The following is a 22,132-nucleotide window of genomic DNA, read 5'->3' as shown; positions in this document are numbered from 1 at the left end:
TTCATATAAAAAAGAAGGCCGCCCTTCCAACTTGAACCGTAAAGGGCGGCCTTTTTAGACTATACTTCTACTTTGTTCATCAGGATTTGCTGGATCATAGCCGTGTTGGTTGTTAGATGTGGCGGAACCAACAAATCCATATGCCCTCCTGATCCTTGGTAATGGTGAAATCGAGGGGTCATCGCCTCCCAATCCATCACCTTCTCACTTCCGCCTTCCGATTGGACGACATGAATAGAGGCTTCTACCCCGCCATCATTGATCACCCGATTGAAATAGCGGAGATAGTTCTCCACTTTTTCGAGAAACGCTTCCTTGGTACCAACGGATAAATCCTTCCGTAACTGATGTTGAAGAAACGTTTCCACGGCTTCTTCAGCCTGTCTCTTCACTTCCTCATCTGTTGAGAAGAGGATGTTTGTTCTCGGCACTCCATCCAGCAGAATCAAATCCGAAACTTCATGCCCTTCGCTTTCCATTTTTTTGGCCACTTCAAAAGCGAGCGAACAGCCGGCCGAATAGCCGAGCAATCGATAAGGTCCTTCTTTTTGCATCTGGATGATCTGATCCCTGTATTTTTGCAATCGGTCGTCATCTTCGATAAAATCCAGACCCACCACTGTGTGTGTATCCAGCTCCTGAGCCATCCTTGAAAATACGGCGCTGTACCCAGCAATCGGTGGAAAACAGAATAGATTTGCCCCGGTATTCTTATTTAGCAAGGGTACGGCAGAGGAGTCGTCTGCCGACGTTGACAGGTAGGCAGCCAGCTCTCGAACGGTCCGATGGGTAAACATCACGGATACCTGTACACGCCGGTGAAGGACTTCATCGATGCGGCTGATCAGCGAAATTGCTTTTAACGAGTGGCCGCCGATCGCAAAGAAATCATCGGTGACACCGATGGAATCCACTCCTAATACTTCCTCCCATATGGCGGTCAACTGTTTCTCCAAAGGAGTGGCCGGAGCTACGTATTCATACTGCACATGGGAAACATCCGGTTTTGGCAGTTTGCTGCGATCCACTTTGCCATTGGGATTTAGAGGGATTTCCTCGAGCTGGATGATGAAGGACGGCAGCATATACCGGGGCAGTTTTTGACTGATATCGCTTTTCAGTTCGTCTGGGGTTACAGAACCCGCTGTGACGACATAGGCACACAGATCCACTTCATTCTGCTCGTCCGTCCACTCTCGCACCACGGCGTCTTTTACTTTTGAATGCTCCAAGAGGACGGATTCAATCTCGCTGGGTTCGATTCGGTAACCGCGCACTTTGACTTGGTGATCGATTCGACCCAGAAATTCGATATTTCCGTCTGATCGATAACGAGCCAAATCCCCCGTGCGGTACATGCGCTCTTCAGGAATAAAGGGATGGGGAATAAATCGCTCAGCGGTCTGTTCCGGCCGTCCCAGATAGCCCCTCGCTACACTCTCCCCCGAGATATAGATTTCCCCCACCACGCCTTGCGGCTGCAATTGTAGATTTTCGTTTAACAAATAGATTTTCGTATTCGCAATGGGTTTTCCGATGGGGGGATGTTCCTCCCGTTCCGTTTCCGAAGAAAGGGTGTACGTGGTTACCACATGCGTTTCCGACGGACCGTAGTGATTGTGCAGCTGGACATGACTTTGACGGATATAACGCTGCAACGGTGCAGAAACCACCAGCTGCTCACCGGCTGTAATCACATGTTGAACCGACGGCGGCAATCGATCCACCGACTGGAATACGGTTTTTACATATGAAACCGGCCAGAAGAGAATCGAAATCGATTTCTCTTCGATATATCGCAGCAACGATTGGATATCCTGTTTCATTTGATTTTCTATGACATATAAACATCCGCCGGAAATGAGTGTCGAGAAAATTTCTTGGAAGCTCACATCGAAGCTGATGGTATGAAATTGCAACACCTCTCCATTAAAAGGAATGGAGGTATGAAAGATTTGATCGTGCAGCAAATTCAAAAGCTGGCGATGCTCCATCATTACACCTTTTGGTTGACCTGTCGTCCCTGAAGTATAGATGACATAAGCCAGGTTCCTGTCCGAAGTGATCATGGGCGGGTTAGAGGATTCCAGATCGCTGCATGCCACGTGTTTGACGTCGATCCACTCTTGGACGGATGGCCCTCTTGCTCCTTTTAACCGATTCATCACCGCATCGTCGCTGATCACCCTCTGTGCTCCGCTGTCAGACAGCATGAATTGAATCCGGTCGTCGGGATAGTCGGGATCAATAGGAACATAAGCTCCACCCGCCTTCAAAATCCCCAACATCCCCACAACCATCTCCAGTGAACGTTCCACCAGCAGCCCGACGCGGTCATCCGGCCCCACTCCGCGCTGACGCAACAGATGCGCCAAACGATTGGCCTGATGATTCAACTCTCGGTAAGTCAGTTGCTTTTCTTTGAACACCACAGCGGTTTGATGGGGTGTCTGTTCCGCCTGTTTTTCAAACAACCCCTGTATCGTCTTTTCTTTCAGGCGGTTCACCTTCGTGGTATCGTTCCATTCCACCAGCAGCCGGTGCTTCTCTTGGTCTGTCAGCATCTGAACTTCAGCGATCCGCTTGTCCGTATGATGAACCATATCCCGAACAATCTGCACAAAGTGTTGCATCATGCGTTGAATCGTTTCCCGCTTAAACAAAGAAGTGGCATACTCCATCCGACACTCGATTCGGTTCTGTGTCTCTGTTGCAAATAATAAGAGGTCAAACTTCGAGTTCGCGTAATCCAGTTCATAGGCTGATACGTTCATCCCCTCCAACTGAAGAACATCCCGACCAAAACTTTGAAAGGTGATCATGGCTTGAAACAACGGATTTCGCCCGAGATCCCGCTGGAGGGAAAGCTTTTCTACCAACACCTCAAAGGGATAGTCCGCATGATCATAAGCGGCTAGCGCTCTTTCTTTTACTTCCCGAATAAAATCGATCCATCTCTTCTGTCCCTCCGGCCGGTTGCGCAATGCAAGGGTATTCACAAACATGCCTACAACGGATTCCACGTCTGCATGGGGCCGGCCGACGACGGGAGAGGCGACGATCACATCGGATTGATTCGTATAGTTGTGAAGCAGGACATTATACGCCGCCAGCAATAGCATGTAGACCGTTGTTTCCGTTTCCGCGGCCAATCGTTTTAACGATTGGGTTAATTCTTGCTCCAATACAAAGGGTACATGACTCCCTTTAAAGGTTTGTCTCTCTGGACGGACATAATCGGTCGGCAAATCCAAAACGGGAATCTCACCCGCAAAGGTGTTTAACCAATAGGATTCTTGACGTTTACATGCGTCTGATTTCATCCACTCTTGCTGCCAAACGGAAAAGTCCTTGTATTGAATGGGCAGTTCGGGTAACGACTCCCCTTGATAGAGCATGGAAAGATCATGCAGGAGCAAATCAACGGATACGCCATCTGCGATAATATGATGCAGATCGATCAAAAGCAGATGCTGATCCGGCTCCAACTGAATCAGCCCTGCACGAAACAGCGGAGCTTGATAGAGAGAAAAGGGCTGAATCAACTGATTCACCTGATGTTTTAATTTGTCTTTTGTTGCTTGGTGAACAGGCAGCCGGAAGTCAACCGCTGCATGAACCCTTTGAACCGGCTCCCCATCCACCACTTCAAAAGAGGTTCGAAGCGATTCATGGCGTCGGATAAGCGCTTGGAAGGCTTGCTCCAATCGGACCCGATCCAGGGATCCTTCCAGCATCAGCCCGCCGGACATATGATAGTGCGTCGATGTCGGATCCAGCTGCTGCAAGATATACATTCGTTTTTGTGCGGAAGAGACGGGATAAAACGCCTGAGCGGGAACGGGCTGTATCGAATGAAACGCGGCTGTATTTTGATCCTGCAAATAGACCGCCATCTGCCGGATGGTGGGATGGTCAAATAGGATCCGAACCGACACCTCCATCTCCAGCTTTTTATGGATGATCGCCATCAGTTGAATCGCTTTTAACGAGTGTCCGCCAATCTGAAAAAAATCATCTGTTACACCAATCGGCTTGACACCCAGCATATCTTCCCATATTTTGGCCAACTGCTTTTCCAGCTGGGTAGCCGGCGGTACATATTCGTCTCCTTTCACCGACTCCACCGGTTTGGGTAAAGCGCTTCGATCCACTTTTCCGTTTGAGGTGAAAGGGATTTCGTCCAGTTCCAGGATGAATGAAGGGATCATGAATGCGGGCAGCTTTTGGCTTAGATACTCCTTCAGCTCGTGACCGGGTACGGATGGATCCAATGTCACATAGGCGGCGAGATAACTTTCTCCTTGTTCGTCGCTCCAATCCCGCACGGTTGCACCAGTTACGTTCGTATGCATGAGGAGAACGGATTCGATCTCCCCGGGTTCAATCCGATACCCGCGCACTTTCACTTGCTGGTCGATCCGCCCCAAAAACGCAAGATTGCCGTCCGGCAAATAGGTTACGAGATCCCCTGTCCGATACAGCCGCTCTCCCGGAACAAATGGATTGGAGATAAACGTTTCCGCAGTCAAGTCCGGTTGTCCGAGATAGCCGCGGGCCAGCCCCGCCCCGCCAATGCACAGCTCTCCCGGAACACCGACCGGCTGCAGTTGCAAGTGTTGATTGACAATGTAAACCTGCACGTTGGCATTGGGCTTTCCAATCGGGACAATGGAATCCCGGCGGCTGTCGTCTGCTCTCCACATGGTGGCGGATACGGTTGTTTCGGTGGGCCCATAGGAATGAATACAACGCTCCTTCCACCTCTCCACCAAGGAACGGGGGGCCAACGATCCCCCCACAATCAAATGACGAAGAGAAGAGGATACTTCACCGCTCAACTGCTTCGCATAAGAGGAAGGTAAATGAAGAACCGTCAGCCGATTTCGTTGAATATAGTCCTCCAGTTTCCCCACATCATAGATCAGTTCGGGAGTTATCAAATAAAGACCGGCTCCGGTAAGGAGGCTCATCCCGATTTCTTCCACCGACACATCAAACGAAATGCTGGCAAATTGCCCGATCCGATCCTCTTCTTGAATGTCCAACTGTGTGATCCGATGGGTTAAAAAGTTGATCACACTCCGGTGTTCCACCATCACCCCTTTGGGCCGTCCGGTCGTTCCCGAGGTAACCATCACATAGGCCAAGTCTGTCGACCGGCTGATCGGGGGCAGGTTGGCAGCATCCCCGCCCGTTTCCTTTACGGCTTGGACATCCAGCCATTCGATGGATCCGAACGGGGCTTTGTCGAGCTTTGCCAGAATCCCCGGTTGGCTCAGAATCCGCTTCACTCCACTATCCGTCGCCATCATTTGCAGCCGTTCCACCGGATATTGGGGATCCAGCGGCACATAGGCTCCGCCTGCTTTTAAAATCGCCAGGATCCCCACGATCCCATCGATGGATCGCTCCATCATCAACCCCACCCGCTCATCCGGCCTCGTTCCGCTTCGGCTCAACACATGCGCCAACCGATTGGCTTGCTCATTCAGCTCTCGATAGGTGAGGTTTTCTTCCTTGCACACCACGGCTGTGCGATTCGGGGTTTTTAACGCTTGTTCTTCAAACCAGCGGTGAATCGTTTTTTCTTTCGGATACTCCGCGTAAGTGTCGTTCCACGTGACGAGCAACTGTTGTTTCTCCCATTCATCGACGATCTCGATCTGTTGAACCGATATTTCGGGTTGCGCCAACACGGTTTGCGCCACTTGCTTCAGGTGATTTTCAATACGAAGAATCCATGTTGGCTCAAATACGGCGGCATCGTAGGTCAATTTCACCTGGATGGATCGTCCAGGCATCACAGCGATGGACAGGGGATAATTGGTCCGCTCAAAGCAGTTTACATCACGAATGTGGATCTCTTGTCCCTCACTTTGGAATAGGTGCACCACTTCTTGGTCCAGAGGGTAATTTTCAAAAACAAGGAGATGATCAAACAACGCTTCTTTATGAACACTTTGTTTTTGAACTTCATAGAGCGGGCAATGACCGTACATTTCTGATTGCAGGGCTTGCTTTTGCATCGTTCGTACCAGCGCTGCAAATGAGCCGGAACTGCTTTTGATTCGAACGGGAACGGTATTGATAAAGAGGCCGACCATCTTTTCCATTCCGTCGATCGCTGCCGATCTTCCGGAATGAACCGCTCCAAAGACCACATCCTCCTGGTTCGCATAGCGTTGCAATAAAACGGCCCAAAGGGCTTGAAACGTGGTATTGAGAGTGACGTGATGCTGTTTGCTGAACTGGATCAACGCTTGGGTCATCTCTTCACTGATGGCAAACGTGCACTCCCGATATGCTTCCTGTCCTTCGAGCCGGTTTTGTTTCCTCGGCAAGCATGCGCGCTCTTCATATCCCGCCAGGTACTCTCTCCAATAACTCAAAGAGTCGATGGGATCCCGCTCTTCCAGCCATTCGATAAACGCTTGATAGGGTTTTATTTCTTCCAAGCGCAAGGGTTGATTCTGTTGGATCCGTGAATAGATGGCAAATAACTCTCTGATGAGATTTCCTACACTCCAACCATCCAAGAGAATATGGTGAAAGCTCCAAACGACAGTAACCTCCTTCACTCCCCGTTTAAACAGGGCAAAGCGCATTAAGCTGTCTTTTTGCAAATCAAAGCTTTGTCGTCGATCTTCTTGCTGATAGGACAGAATGGCCGATTGGGACTCTTCTGCAGATAGATGGGATAGATCCTTCACATGGACGGGCACTTCCCGGCTGGTTAGTACCACTTGTTTTGGCTTTTCTATTTTTTGATAGAAAAAAGCCGTCCGCAGAATCTCATGCCGTTGCACCAACCGTTGAATACTCTCTTTAAAAGCGGATACATCCATATTCCCTTCTATGGAAAAGGTCATTTGTTGAAAATAGGTCGCCGTGTTTTCATGCAAGAGAAAATGGTATAACATCCCCTCTTGCATCGGTGATAAATTATAAACCTTTTCGATCTTGACTTGCTTCGACATGAAAACCACACTCCTTATCAGAGCTGTTTCAATTGGCTGTCGATGAAAAATCGCGCGTGATGCGTTTAGCTCTCAAGTACGCTTCTCATATACTCCAAGTCTTCCAACGAAAGGTCTTTATCGCCCACATCACTCGGCGTGGCTTCCGTTTCAGACTTTTCAAGGCAGTGTTTGATCAATCGATCCAAGTTTTGCTTTAGATGCTGAGCCAGCCCCATCATCGTCTCTTGGTCGTATTCCTTGCAGCTGTAGCCGATTTGGAGTGTGAATTTCCCGTCAAAAACGAGACCGTTTAGATCGATGGCGTGCGTTCGCCTCCTATGCGGATTGGCTAACCGACCCGTTTTCAATGTAGAAATCTGAAAGGTTCGATGAGCCTCTCCACTTTGCCCAAACTGTCCCAGATAGTTAAATGCAATTTCCGGATGGAAGGCAGCAAGGTGGGCGGGTCGCATTTCCGGACGACTCAAGTATTTCAACATGCCGTATCCGATCCCGCGATGGGGAATCCTGCGCAAGGTTTCCTTTACGTTTTTAATGCTGCGGGATAAACGATCATCAATCGCCTCTTCCCCATCCTCATCATCAAAACCCAGAACAACCGGATAACAGCTGGTAAACCATCCAACCGTCCGATGCAGGCTGATCGATTCGATCATCTCTTCGCGGCCATGCCCCTCCAATACGATGCCGACGTGATCGGTACGGCTCCAATCCTTCACCGTCAATCCGACTGCCGCAAGCAAAATATCATTGATCTCCGTGTTATACGCGTGATGGATTTGAGTCAACAGTTGCGTCGTCTGCTCTTCGGAGAGGGTTACTTCGACTTGACCGCTGTCTCCCATCAATCGTTCTTTTACTTCCCGGTCCTTTGGCAGGGGGGTCAATTCGGTCTGACACAGCCTTTCCCAATACGGGATCTCTTTTTTTATCTTGGAGCTGTTTGCAGCCTCCTGTAATCCGTGCGCCCACGTCAAAAAAGCGTCCGTCTTTTTGGGAAACCGGATCGGCTGCTGTTTCACCGCTTGCTGATAGCCGCTCTCAAAGTCCTCCAATAAGATCCGCCACGAAACACCATCCACAACCAAATGATGAATCACAAACAGGATATAGTCTCCTTCATCTGTCTGAAACAACCCCACGTTGATCAGCAAACCCTTGGTGATATCCAGGCTTCTTTGCATCTGATCGGCTAATTTTTCGATTTGACTTTGCGCATCCTTCTGATACCGCAAGTCAAATGTATGAAGCTGAAAGGAGCTCTCCTCCAGCCCGCGGTTGATCTGAACCCATCGATCCTGCTCCTTCCGATAGATCATTCGCAGGGCATCATGATGCTCGATCAGTTTTGTTAACACCTGATGCACCACATCGGTTTGCAGATGAGCGTCGCAATAGAGGAGAACAGACTGGTTAAAATGATTCACATGCGGCCCCGCATGGGCAAAAAACTCCTCTTGAATGGGGGTCAGAGGCACGGTTCCCTTCACGAGGCCTTGATTGGCATCGGGCTTTTTGTGCCTGATATAGGGAATCACTTGTTGGATCGTCGGTGCACGAAAAAGATCGTTTACACGCAACAGACAATCTTCTTTTTGCAACTCGGCCGCCACCTGAATCGCTTTGATCGAATCCCCGCCCAATTCAAAAAAGTGATGGGTGACTCCGATTTTTTGAACACCTAACACTCGCTTCCAAATTCGAACCAGCTTCTCCTCCATCTCGGTAACCGGCGCCGCATATTCTGCTTGCAGCTCCCATCCATCCGGTTTCGGCAGACGGTGTTTATCGACTTTTCCATTGGGTGTAAGAGGAATGGCGTCCACCGTCATTACAAAGGACGGGATCATATAGTCGGGCAGTTTTCGACCCAGGTAACTTTTCACTTCGCCGCCGGATAGGGGTTCGTCCACTGCGACGTAGGCACATAAATCCGCCTCGTCCCGTCCTTCTCTCCAATTTTGTACGGTCGCATCCGTTACCTTGGGGTGACGGATCAAAACCGATTCAATCTCACCCAATTCAATTCGGTGTCCCCGCACCTTCACCTGATGATCGGTCCGACCCAAAAATTCAATATTGCCGTCGGGCAGATAGCGAGCCAAGTCTCCTGTGCGATAGATGCGCTCCCCGGGTCGAAACGGGTTCGGGATGAACGCCTCGGCTGTCTGTTCCGGCTTGCCGAGATACCCTCTCGCAAGCCCGGCTCCACCAATACACAACTCTCCTGGAATGCCAATGGGTTGTATCTGTAGATGTTCATCTACGATGTAGATGGGTGAATGGGAGATCGGTTTTCCCACCGGAGCCACGGTCACACTCTCTTCGTCTGCCGGCTCCCATACCGTGGCACACACCGTCGCTTCGGTGGGGCCATACGCATTGATGTAGATATCCTTCCATTTCTCCACTAAAGAGGGGGAGCTGGCAGAGCCGCCCACCATGATTTTTCGAAGGGTTTTCATCTGTCGACGGTCCAGATGGCTTAAGTAAGTGGGAGGAAGTAACAGCATACTCAGCCGGTGCCGGTTCACGTAGCGTTCAAAGTGCAGGGGATCTGCGATCACATCCTGTGGAATGATGTGCAGGCATGCCCCCGACAACAGGCTGACCCCCATTTCCCAAACGGCTGCATCAAAGGAAAGGCTGGCAAATTGCCCCACTCGATCCTGCTCTTGAATCGACCACTCGTTTTGAAAATGGTCTATAAGATGGATCACACTTCGATGCTCGACCATCACCCCCTTGGGCTGACCAGTCGTTCCGGAAGTATAAATGACATACGCCAAATCAGAGGGCCGGTTCACCACCGTCGGATTGGAAGAATCTTTTTCTGCGGCGGCAATCTCCTCCACATCCAACCATTCTTTGATCCAGTCTTCTCCATCCGGGATCGTTTCCACAACGGAAGCCTGACTGAGGATCATCTCCGCTCCGCTGTCTTCCCACATATATCGAAGCCGTTCGACGGGATACGAAGGGTCCATCGGGACATAAGCGCCACCGGCCTTTAAAATCCCTAAAATCCCCGCCACCGCATTTCCTGAACGCGCCATCAGCAGCCCTACCCGGTCATCCGGCTTCACTCCACGCCGTCGAAGAGCATGTGCCAGCCGATTGGCTCGTTCATTCAACTGTTGGTACGTCCATTTCTCTTCCTGACATACCACCGCTACATGAGTCGGCGTTTTCGCCGCTTGTTCCTCAAAATGTTCATGGATGGTTTTTTCCACGGAATCCGGGATGGCGGGCGGGTTCCACTCTACAAGCAGCTGAACCTTCTCTTGATCCGTCAGCATGTCGACTTCTTGGACGGTCTTTTCCGGGCAGGCCGCTATTTCTTTTACAATCTGCTCAAAGTGTTGTTTCAACCGTCGAATCGTCTCTCGGTTAAACAGGGAAGTGGCATACTCCAGATGACCCCAAATCTGCCCGTTCTCCTCTCGGGTCACCATGGAAAGGTCGAACTTGGAAACCGCATAGTCCAGTTCATAGGGGTTGACTTGCACACCGTCGAAGCGTAACAAGCCGCTGCCGAAATCCTGCATTGTAAACATCGCTTGGAACAGGGGATTGCGACTGGTGTCTCGGGCGAGGGAGAGCTTCTCCACCAGCATTTCAAAGGGGTAATCCGCATGATCATAAGCGGCAAGCGCCTCCCGTTTCACCTCTTGCACAAAATCAATGACGCGCTTGTCCCCTTCCGGACGGCTGCGAATCGCCAAGGTATTCACAAACATCCCCATCACAGACTGAACATCTGCATGGGATCGGCCGGCGACCGGGGTTCCCACAATCACTTCTGACTGCTTCGAATATTTATGGAGCAAGAGAAAATAAGCGGCCAAGAGCAGCATGTACAAGGTCGTGCCGGTTTTTTCCGCCAGCTTTTTCAATGACTTTGTCAGCGTTTCATTCAAGACAAAGTCTAGACGGCTTCCGACAAAGTTCTGTACTTCCGGGCGAAACGAATCGGTCGGTAACTCCAAAACAGGAATCTCATTTCCAAAAGATTTCAGCCAGTATGTTTCCTGGCGATGAAAGTCGTCCGACCGGATCCACTCTTGTTGCCACACAGCAAAATCTTTGTATTGAATCCGAAGATCCGGCAGCGTCTCTCCTCCGTAGAGCTTTGACAAATCGGATAACATGACATCGGTGGATACCCCGTCTGTAATAATGTGGTGAAGATCGATCAGCAGCAGATGTTTGTGTGCCTCCAGCTGGATCATTTCAACGCGAAACAGAGGAGCTTGATCCAAGGAAAACGGGCGTACAAACTGCTTGATCCTGTTTTTGACTTCTCTTTCGGTACTCGATCGTATCGATAATGAAAAGGAAACTTCAGAGTGAATCTTTTGCACAGGCTCTCCTTCCACCCACTCAAAAGAGGTGCGAAGCGATTCATGGCGTTTCATCAATTGTTGAATGGCTTGCTCCAAGCGCTTGATGTCTAATGCGCCTTCCATGACAACCGCTCCAGGCAGATTGTAATGGATCGCGTCTGGTTCCATTTTCTGAAGAACAAACATTCGCTTTTGAGCGGAGGAGACCGGATAGCAGGTTTGAACCGGAGCGGGTTGAATCGGTTGAAATGAAGTCCGCTTGTTTTCCTCCAGACAAATAGCCAATTGTCGAATCGTAGGATGCTCAAAAATCGCGTGAACAGGCAGTTCCACCTGCAGTTTTTGGTGAATGATCGACAGCAATTGAATCACTTTCAAGGAGTGGCCGCCGATCTGAAAGAAATGGTCGGTGACACCGATGGGTTCGATCCCCAATACTTGCTTCCAAATTCCCGTCAGCTGTTTTTCCATCTCTGTCGCAGGCGGCACATACTCCGCTTGACGCTCGGATCGCTCCGGTGCTGGCAAGGCCGGTCGATCGACTTTCCCATTGGGCGTAATGGGAATGGCATCGATCGCTAGGATAAAGGAAGGAATCATGTAATCAGGCAGCTTCCGCCGCAGATGCGCCTCTAACTCGTCCCTGGATCCCGATTCATTCCATACCACATAGGCACATAAATGAGTCTCCCCTCGATCGTCTTTCCAATCGCAAACGACCCCGTCATTTACCTGGGGATGCTCCAATAGAACCGCTTCAATCTCTCCCGGCTCCACCCGATAGCCTCGGATGTTTGCCTGATGGTCCATCCGCCCTAAAAACTGGATGTTTCCATCGGGCAAGTAACGGGCCAGGTCACCCGTTCGATACATCCGTTCCCCCGGAACAAAGGGATTGGGAACAAAGGCTTCTGCTGTCCGTTCCGGGTTGCCAAGATAGCCTCTGCTGACACTATCGCCGGAAATATGAACCTCTCCCTCCGCCCCCTGCGGTTGCAGCTGCCCGCTTCGATGCAGGATATAAATGTTTGTGTTTGCTATCGGTTTCCCAATGGGGGGAGGTTCGACGCGATCTTGACCCGATGAAAGTCGATAGGTTGTGACCACATGGGTTTCTGTTGGGCCGTAATGATTATGTACGTGTACTTCCCCTTGACGAATGCACCGTTGCAGGGCAGGAGGAACAACCAGCTGTTCACCCGCTGTAATCACATGCTGGATGGACCGCGGCAATCGGTTCGTCAATTGAAACACCGCTTTTACATACGAAACCGGCCAAAAGACGATGGAAATTCGGTGATCTTCGATATAGGCCAATAACCGATCGATGTGTTGTTTCATTTGGTTCTCTGCGATCAACAGGGTACCGCCGGACAACAGGGCTGAAAAAATCTCCTGAAAACTCACATCAAAGCTGATGGAGCTGAACTGTAACACGTTTTCATCAAAGGGGATCTCGTGACGTGAAAGCTGATCGTGTAATAAGTTCACCAAGGAACGATGTTCCATCATCACCCCTTTGGGCCGTCCGGTCGTTCCCGAGGTATACATCACATAGGCCAAGTCTGTCGACCGGCTGACCGGGGGCAGGTTGTCGACGTCCCCGCCCGTTTCCTTTAAGGCTTGGACATCCAGCCATTCGACGGATCCGAACGGGGCTTTGTCGAGCTTTGCCAAAATCCCAGATTGGCTCAGAATCCGCTTCGCTCCACTATCTGCCGCCATCATTTGCAGCCGTTCCACCGGATATTGGGGATCCAGCGGCACATAGGCTCCGCCAGCTTTTAAAATGGCCAGGATCCCCACGATCCCATCGATGGATCGCTCCATCATCAGCCCTACCCGCTCATCCGGCCTCGTTCCGCTTCGGCGCAACACATGGGCCAACCGATTGGCTTGCTCATTCAGCTCTCGATAGGTGAGTCTTTCTTCCTTGAACACCACGGCTGTGCGATTCGGGGTTTTTAACGCTTGTTCTTCAAACCAGCGGTGAATCGTTTTTTCTTTCGGATACGCTGCATCCGTGTCATTGGATTTCTTCAACAGCTGCTGTTTCTCAGACTCTGTCAGGATGTCGATCTGATGGATGGAAATTTGGGACTCGGTCAATACGGTTTGAACCGCTTTTTTAAAATGATCCCCGATCCGGCCGATCCATCCGCAGTCGTTTAACGACTCATGATATTTCAAACGAATGTCCAATGACTTGCCCGGATTCACGGAAATCGTCAATGGGTAATTGGTTTGCTCAAAGCTTGTGACATCCCGGATGACCATCTGTCTCTGATCGGAAAGCAGACTCTCTTCTTCTTGATTCAACGGATGATTTTCAAAAACAACGATATGATCAAACAACTTTTTCTGTACTTGTTGTTCCTGAATTTCATAAAGCGGACAATATCCATGTTCTTCTGAGACCAAAAGCTGTTGCTGCAGTTCCCTGGCCCATTCGATAAAGGAACCGTCCCGTTTGGTCATCCGAACAGGGACGGTATTGATAAACAGACCCACCATCTTTTCGATCCCCTGAATGGATGCGGACCTGCCGGAAATGACCGTACCAAAAACAACATCCTCTTGATTGGTGTATCGTTGCAACAGCACACCCCAAACCGCTTGGACAAGGGTATTGACGGTTACTTGATGTTTTTTGCTAAAATCGATAAGCCGCGCGGTGACTTCTTTCCCCAGGGAAAAGCGAATCGTTTGGTAACGATCCTCCCTGTCGGTCGGTTTCGATTTCATCGGCAGCCATGGGCGATACTGATAACCTCGCAAATAGTTCTTCCAATGATGCAAGGATTTTTCCTTATCCTGTGCATTTAACCATTGAATAAATTCGTGATAAGGCTTTGCTCTCGCTAATAAAGGCGGTTGCTGACCCTGAAGAGAGGAGTAGATCTGAAACCATTCATCCATGAGAATCCCGATACTCCATCCATCCAACAACATGTGATGATAGCTCCAGACCATTCGAAAATCCTGAACCCCTCTTTTAAACACCGCAAAGCGCATCAGTCCGCCTTTACGTAAGTTGAAACCGGTTTTTCTATCTTTTAATAAAAAAGATTGAAGCGCATCCTGAAATTCGTGGTCGCTGTGATCGGAGAAATCCTCATAATGGACAGCGGCTTTTCGCTGATTGAGCACCACTTGCTGCGGTTTCTTCAGCTTTTGATAGACGAAGTTTGTACGAAGAATATCGTGTCTTTGCAGCAGTTGTTGGACGCTCTGTTCAAAAACTTGCAGATTTAGATCCCCTCGTATCGAAAACGCCGCCTGTTGAAAGTACATCTCCGTGTTTTCCTGCAGGAGGGAATGATACAGCATTCCCTCTTGCAGGGGGGATAGAGGATAAACCTTTTCAACCTTCGCCATCACCAATCACTCCTTATTCATCCTCAAACATCCCTTGAATATAGGCGAACTCTTCCTCTGAAAGATGTTGATGGTGCACCGAATCATTCTTCTCCAAGCGGTTTACTGGAGCGGCGGACGTGATCTCCTCCAGGTACGGGGCCATTTTCTGAATGGTCAGGGCTTGGAAAAAGTCATTTAAGCTGAGGGCGAGCTCTTCTTCTGCAAGCAGCTGAATGATCTGGATCGCTTTGATCGAATCCCCGCCCCGTGCAAAAAAATCATCTTGAATCCCTATCGGATTCACTTTTAATACGCGCTCCCACACCGATACAAGCGTTGCTTCCGCTTCACTTCTCGGGCCGACGTAATCGGTTTGCGGCTGGGAAAACCCGGCCGGTTCAGGCAGCGCATTTCGATCGATCTTTCCATTGGGATTTAAGGGAAGCTGCTCTACTTGCACAAAGTAGGCGGGAACCATATAGCTCGGTAATAAGCGGGCGAGCCAGTCGCGCATTCTAGATCCATCGATCTTTTCTTCAGCGGCAAAATAAGCGCAGAGCACTTTCCTGCCCTCTTCCGTCCGATCGATGACAACGGCCTGTGTAATCGATTCTTGGGTTAATAGTGTATTACTGATCTCTTCCAGCTCCACGCGATACCCCTGAATCTTTACTTGGTGATCTTTCCGTCCTAAAAATTCAATGTAGCCGCTGCGATGCAGAACACCGTAATCGCCCGTACGATACAACCGCCCCAGCGTGGGATGCTGGATAAATGCTTGTCTTGTCTTCTCCTCATCAAATAAATATCCGGCCGCCAAGCCGCATCCCCCAATGTACAACTCCCCTTCCACACCGATCGGACAGGGCTTTAACTGATCATTCAACACATAATACTGCTGGTTCGCCAACGGCCTTCCATAGGGGATACTCTTCCACTTTGGACTTACCTCTTCAATCGGATAATAGATGGACCAAATGGAGGCCTCCGTCGCTCCCCCCAGGGAGATCACGTCGGCATGCGGAAAATGTTGATTCACCTTTTCCGGAAGAGCCAGCGGAATCCAGTCACCGCTTAGCAGGGTTAAACGCAACGACTGATTGTCAAAGAGGGAATCGACGGATTGCAAAGCGAGATCCAAGATCACAGGAACCGAGTTCCAAATCGTTATCTCATATTGCTCCACTGTCTCGACCAACCGGCGGACGTCCCGTTGATCCTTCACCATCACCAGTGTCGCACCAGCACTTAAGGTGCCGAAAATATCATAGACCGACAGATCAAAGCAGATGGAGGAAATGCCGATCACCCGATCCTGTGCATTCACCCCGAACTTCCGGTTGATATCTTGAATGGTATTGGCTGCCGCTCCGTGCGAAACGACAACCCCTTTCGGTTTACCTGTGCTGCCTGAGGTATAGATGACATAGGCCACATCCTCCGGGGTTGCACCGCTTATCCCCTCATCAGCGGGCGCATCATGCAGGGCTTGTTCTTGATACCAATCAGGGGTGATAACCGTTTGGCATCGACTATGATGCAGGACATAATCCCGCCGTTCCTTTGGATGGTCCGGGTCTAACGGGACATAAGCCGCACCCGCTTTCACGACTCCCAGGAGATTGATGATCGTTTCCAGCTTGCGGTCTGCCAACACCCCGATGCGATCGCCGACACCAAACCCTCGTTCCCGCAGATGATGGGCCACCTGATTGGAGCATCGATCCAGCTCCTGATAGGTGATCCGCTGCTGTCCCAAAACCACCGCTGTTTGATCGGGTGTATGCTTGGCTTGTTCCACAAATAATTGATGCAGCGTGGTTATTGGAAGCTTCTCTTCTGTTTGGTTGTATTGCGTAAGCAAGGCTTGTTCCGACGAAGTCAGCTGGAGGGGAGCCGGTTCTTTCTTTTCTGCCAACTGTTCCAACATCGCTGCATATTGATCCAACATGGTCCGGATCATGTCTTCATCAAACAACTGCTCCACATAATTCCACATCATGACCAATTCGCCGTTTTGCTCGGTGACCACAACATCCAGGTACACCTGCGGGGTTTGGGCGGTTATGTAACGCAGGGAACCGATGTCAGTCCAGTTGAATCCGTCGTCATCGAGCAGCAAGGATGTAAAGATGATCGGCATCAAAGCCCTCGTTTCCATCTGTCCGACCTGTATGAGATCCCGCAGGAAACGAACCCCGTCATAATAGCGATGTTCCAAGCCCTCCATCATGGTCCCTTGTGTTTGGCGGACTTTGTCGATAAACGGTTGATCCGAAGGCAAGTCCAGATCCAGTAAAATCAAGGAAGTGAAATCGCCGACAATCTGTTCCACTTCCGGGTGAACAGGATACCGGTTAAACACGGTTGAATTAATGGCCAGCCGCCTTTGATTGGACCAATGGGCCAAGATCTCCCCATATGCCGTACATAGCAGGGCGGAGGGAGTCACTCGATGGGTTTGTGCCCATTGCTTGATTTTTGTCCATTTATCCCCGCTGATCGTTTGGTGCAAGCATTTGAAACGAGGCTCAACCACTTCATCGGTATGGGTCTGGATGCGCAATGCCGGTGCAGATGGGAAATGATCCCGCTTGCTCAGCCAATACGCTTTCGCTTTCTCGTAGATGGGACTGTGTTGAATCTGTTGATAAGCTGACATATAGTCGCGAAAGGTTAACTGCAGCGACGGCAGCGAACGCTCGGGCTGATGATAAACATGCATCCATTCTTTCCAAAAGATGCGCAAACTGGCTCCGTCCATCACCAGCACATCAAAACTGCAACAGAGCCAATGCGTCGCATCATCGACACGGAACGCCTTCAATTCAAACAACGGCCACTTGTCGGGTGGAAAGACTTGATGGGACATGCGGGCGCGCTCCATCTGCAGCCGCTCTTCTTGTTCATCCAGGCTCAACCCGGTTAAATCCTCGACTTCAATCGTATAAGTGAGCTCCTCAGAAAGGATCTGTTGTGTTCCGTTTGGCAAAACGACGGCTCGCAACATGGGATGACGCTTGATCACTTGCTGCAAGCCTTGATTCAAGCGTTCCATATCCAATGACGTTTCCCATTCCAGATAGCTGTGTGTGGCCACCCCGCCCAACTCAAAATGTGAATTGCGTCCGAGTAAATAAGCCAACTGGATTTCCGTCAACGGAAACGGTTGATGGAGATTCTTTTTATCTTCTACGACAGCCGGGAGCAACAGCGCGTCGGACTTTCTTTCTTTACCATGCAGGCACAGCTCGGAGATGGTTGGATAACGAAAAAGATCCCGTACCTCCACATGGATTCGTTCCTGACGGAGAAGGTTGACCAATTGAATCGCCTTGATGGAATTCCCGCCTAGTTCGAAAAAAGAATGGGTGACGCCGACATTTTTTGTTCCCAGCACCTGCTCCCACAAGCGGACCAATGTCTTTTCCATTTCCGTCACAGGCGGGATATATTCCGCCTCCAGCTTTGCGCCGTCCGGTTTCGGCAAGGCATCCCGATCCACTTTCCCGTTGGGGGTAAGAGGAATCTGATCGATTTCCAACACAAAAGACGGAATCATATAAGGAGGCAGTTTTTGACTGAGGTATGTTTTCACCTGACTGCTTGAGACGCTCTCTTCCAACACCACATACCCACATAGATCCGCTTCACCCTGATCATCCTTCCAGTCTCGTACCGTCGCCTCTTTTACCTTGGGATGCTCCAAGAGCGCCGATTCAATCTCTCCCGGCTCAATTCGATAGCCTCGCACTTTTACCTGATGATCCATCCGTCCCAAAAATTCAATATTCCCATCGGGCAAGTATCGGGCTAAATCACCGGTCCGATACATCCGTTGTCCTTTCGCAAAGGGATTGGGAACAAATTTTTCCGCTGTGAGCGCAGGTTTTCCCAGATAACCACGCGCCAATCCGACGCCGCCAATGCACAACTCTCCCGGAATGCCAATCGGCTGCAGCTTTTGATTTGGATTGACGATATACACATTTGCATTGCGAATCGGCTTCCCAATGGGGGCATAGGGCAAGGAATCGATCGCTCCCTCTCCCTGCCACATCGTCGTATAAACCGCCGCCTCAGCGGGTCCGTACGCATTCACATATTTTTCTTTCCATCTTTTAGCAAGGTTCGGAGAACTGGCGGAGCCAATGGCTAAAACGTGACGCAAATGAGGAAGCGCCGTCATGTTTGTCGGATCCAGCTGGTTCAAATAGGTGGCAGACAGAGAGAGTACAGTCAGTTCATGCTCTTTTACATAGGATTCAAATCTCGCAGGCTCCTCGATTGTTTCCTTTGGAATCAGATAGAGGCTGGCTCCCGTTAACAGCCCCACGTATACTTCCCAAACCGATGCATCAAAAGAAATACTGGCGAATTGTCCGATGCGGTCTCCTGGTTGAATCCCCAACCGTTGTCGACTATCGGTGACCAGATTCATGACACTGCGATGTTCCACCATCACTCCTTTTGGCTGTCCCGTCGTCCCAGAGGTATAAATCACATAGGCTAAATCGGTCGGTTGATGTTCGGAGGTCAGATGAGACCCATCGAATTCGGTTTGGTCCATCCTTTGGATATTCAGCCATTTACGAGACCCTTCTCCCGATTGATTCAACCTTGCGATGACAGAAGTTTGACTGACAATGATTTCTGCCCGGCTGTCTTCTAATAGATATCGAATACGGGCAACTGGATACTCCGGATCGATGGGGACATACGCCCCACCCGATTTTAGAATCGCCAACATACCCACGATGAAATCGTGTGACTTCTCCATCACTAATCCGACCCGGTCACCCGGTTTGACCCCCTGCTGCAAGAGCACGCGTGCAACGCTGTTAGACCGTTCATGCAACTCTTGATATGTCAGCTTCTCTTCCTTGTATACCACCGCTGTATGATGGGGGGTTTGGACTGCTTGATCCGCAAACCGCCCATGAATGGTTTGATCTTTTGGGAAATCCGCTTCCGTATCAATCCACTCCACCAACTGTTTTTGTCTCTCTGATTCTGTGCAGATTTCCAGATGGGCGATCGGCTTGTCCGGCGACTGAACCATATCCTGGATCAGGGTAACCAGCCGTTGAACCAGCTGTTCGATCTCATCCTCTTGAAACAGCTCCTTGCGAAAATCCACATGCAACTCCAGTTGATCCATCTTCATCCAGTTTTTGATGTGAACATTGATCTCATAGAAATCGTATCCATTGAACAGAACATCGCCATCTTCCGTGATCTCCTGGTATTCAGCGCCGACCGTAAACAGCTGCTTCACATCGCGCCCCTGATGCTGCAACTCCTGAACCAATTGATTATATGGATATTTTTGATGACGGAAAATCCTCATCTGTTTCCGATTCACCATTCGCAGCCATTCCAAAACCGGAAGATCATCGCTGATCTCCATACGAAAAGGGACCGTACTGACAAACATGCCAAGTGCATCGCGTTCCTCACGCTTCCGATTGCCCACATACGTTCCCAATACCATCTCTTTCTCGTTGTAAATACGGGAAAAATAAATAAACATCGCAGACATAAACAAGGTATACATGCTGGTTTGGTGCTTCTGGCAAAACCTTTCCATCCGCTGTTTTAAATCGGACGGAATGACAAATGTCCTCCGATTGGCTGCGATGCTGGTTGTATATAATGGATTCACACGCATGGCCAAATAGGAAGGAATCCGCTCAAACTCCTCATGCCAAAACTGTTGATCTTTCAGAAACCGTTTGGACTTCCGATAGGCGGCTTCCGACTCGATATAATGAGCCAATCCATATGGAGCCGGTGGATCAATAGGCAAACCCCGCTTTAATCGTTCATAGATCGCTTTCATCTTCTGCCCCAATAGATTGACGGAGATTCCATCCATGATCATGTGATGGCACTTGATCAGTAAAAACGTTTCTTCTTTCCACTTCACCGCCACAAAATCATAGAGGCTGGATTCGTAGAAGCCCAATGGAACTTTGGCCTCCTCCTGAAACCAGCCTTCCAATTGTTCTTGATCCCGATCACTGAGATCGACGACTTTCAACTCTACCGATGATTCATCCGATATGTATTGGGCAGGTTCCCTCCCGTCTTGGGCAACCAATCGAACACGCAACATCTCATGCTGGGAAACCAAGATCTGAATCGCCTTCTCCATCAGCTCAAGATCGACATTCGCTACTTTCGTTCGTACAACGATATTGGAGACACTCGTATGAGGAAAGATCGATTCTGTATACCACATTCTCTTTTGAGCTGCGGTTAAAGGATAGGGGTGAACCATTCCAACCTGCCTCCTTTTCACACATCTATCGTTGAAATCTAAATAAATCAATCAAAATTTTTTTGATAATTCAAAAATCATGCTATCATGAAAGTGTCAGCAGAATGATTATTTTTTCACAAACTTGTCTCGCTGAAGAAGAGAATGAACAACCCTTATGGACCCGGTACGGATCCAGACTACAGGTGATCGCGGAAAAGAGCAGCGATCGGATACTGGATCACTCCATCTAAACATGACGCCGACATGTTCAATGCTTTATTAATATGGATAACACAGGCTTAACATTTGTATCACTTTCTTAAAGGTTTCCTCCTAATAAAAAATTACTATCTATAAAAACAGAATATAAACCATAGAGTACTTCGTCAAGAGAAAATCTCATATATAACAAAATAATTGATTCTTCGACAAGAATTGACACGAAAATGGATCTTCTACAGGTTACTTAGCTAAGAAACCCACTGCTGTATCGAATAGCCGATCACCCAATGTTGCATGGACAATCATCTAGAACCGATACAGCCAAATATGATATCGGCAAATAACAGAAGGAGGAACATCCATTGAATCGAGAAGCATTCTACTATCCGTATCGATGGGGAACGAACTTTCATGCGTACACCGAGAACAAAACTTCACCCGGGAAATACATCTATGGTCATCAGGTGACACGTGTGAGGCAGCGTCAGAAAACGTGAGAGATTTAGAAGATCGGAAAGCGTGTAACACAACGAACAACCGTAAAAGAAGCGGAGGAAACACACTGCTAAAGTAAATCAAAAATAGCAAAACCAGGTGAACGTTTACACCTGGTTTTGCTTCATAATCTTATAGTAGAACGCTTATTATCCTAATTAACATGTTTCCGGCCAAATCTCCTTAATGGTCTTTCCATCGAGACGAATTTTTTCCATCATTTCTTTCCAAGTATGATAGTGTTGTTCATCGATGGGTCCGGATTCATAAAACAGCCATCCGCCGCTAGGATTTGGAATCATCCAATATTCCTTTCCTTTATAATGGAATGGATATTAGTATTCCTAGATCGGCCGAAGCCACCAATAATGCGGTAGCCTTTCCTTTTAAGTTTATCTCCGCAAGGAGAAGAAAACCCCTATCCAAAAGAATAGGGGCATTCAAAATCACTTGGCCGATGT

Annotated in this window: 4 protein-coding genes; 1 reads left to right on the top strand and 3 read right to left on the bottom strand. The window is 49.3% G+C overall.

Features of this window, described 5'->3' with window-relative positions; translation table 11 throughout:
• Positions 1 to 59: 59 nt before the first annotated feature.
• The 3 genes from JOE21_RS00310 to JOE21_RS00300 form a co-directional block, all read right to left on the bottom strand.
• On the bottom strand, positions 60 to 6,980 hold the full coding sequence (locus tag JOE21_RS00310) for a non-ribosomal peptide synthetase (protein ID WP_309860854.1): 6,921 nt from the start codon (positions 6,978 to 6,980) through the stop codon (positions 60 to 62).
• Positions 6,981 to 7,045: 65 nt separating this feature from the next.
• Positions 7,046 to 14,707 carry a non-ribosomal peptide synthetase gene (locus JOE21_RS00305; protein WP_309860851.1) on the bottom strand — a complete coding sequence of 2,554 codons (7,662 nt, stop codon included), beginning with the start codon at positions 14,705 to 14,707 and terminating at the stop codon, positions 7,046 to 7,048.
• A 13-nt stretch (positions 14,708 to 14,720) separates the two neighbouring features.
• Positions 14,721 to 20,972: a non-ribosomal peptide synthetase gene (locus tag JOE21_RS00300; protein WP_309860849.1), complete on the bottom strand. Its 6,252-nt coding sequence runs from the start codon at positions 20,970 to 20,972 to the stop codon at positions 14,721 to 14,723.
• Positions 20,973 to 21,538: 566 nt separating this feature from the next.
• Here JOE21_RS00300 and JOE21_RS00295 point away from each other — a divergent pair.
• Positions 21,539 to 21,673 carry a hypothetical protein gene (locus tag JOE21_RS00295; RefSeq protein WP_309860847.1) on the top strand — a complete coding sequence of 45 codons (135 nt, stop codon included), beginning with the start codon at positions 21,539 to 21,541 and terminating at the stop codon, positions 21,671 to 21,673.
• Positions 21,674 to 22,132 lie beyond the last annotated feature (459 nt).

Source organism: Desmospora profundinema, assembly GCF_031454155.1.
In the GTDB taxonomy this organism is placed as follows: Bacteria; Bacillota; Bacilli; order Thermoactinomycetales; family DSM-45169; genus Desmospora; species Desmospora profundinema.
Note: the sequence above shows the minus strand (reverse complement) of the source record. Positions and strands in the feature narration are given on the sequence as shown.

Excerpts from the sequence above, each read along its gene's own strand:
- JOE21_RS00310 (WP_309860854.1), bottom strand. The coding sequence starts at position 6,980 with ATGTCGAAGCAAGTCAAGATCGAAAAGGTTTATAATTTATCACCGATG.
- JOE21_RS00305 (WP_309860851.1), bottom strand. The coding sequence starts at position 14,707 with ATGGCGAAGGTTGAAAAGGTTTATCCTCTATCCCCCCTGCAAGAGGGA.
- JOE21_RS00300 (WP_309860849.1), bottom strand. The coding sequence starts at position 20,972 with ATGGTTCACCCCTATCCTTTAACCGCAGCTCAAAAGAGAATGTGGTAT.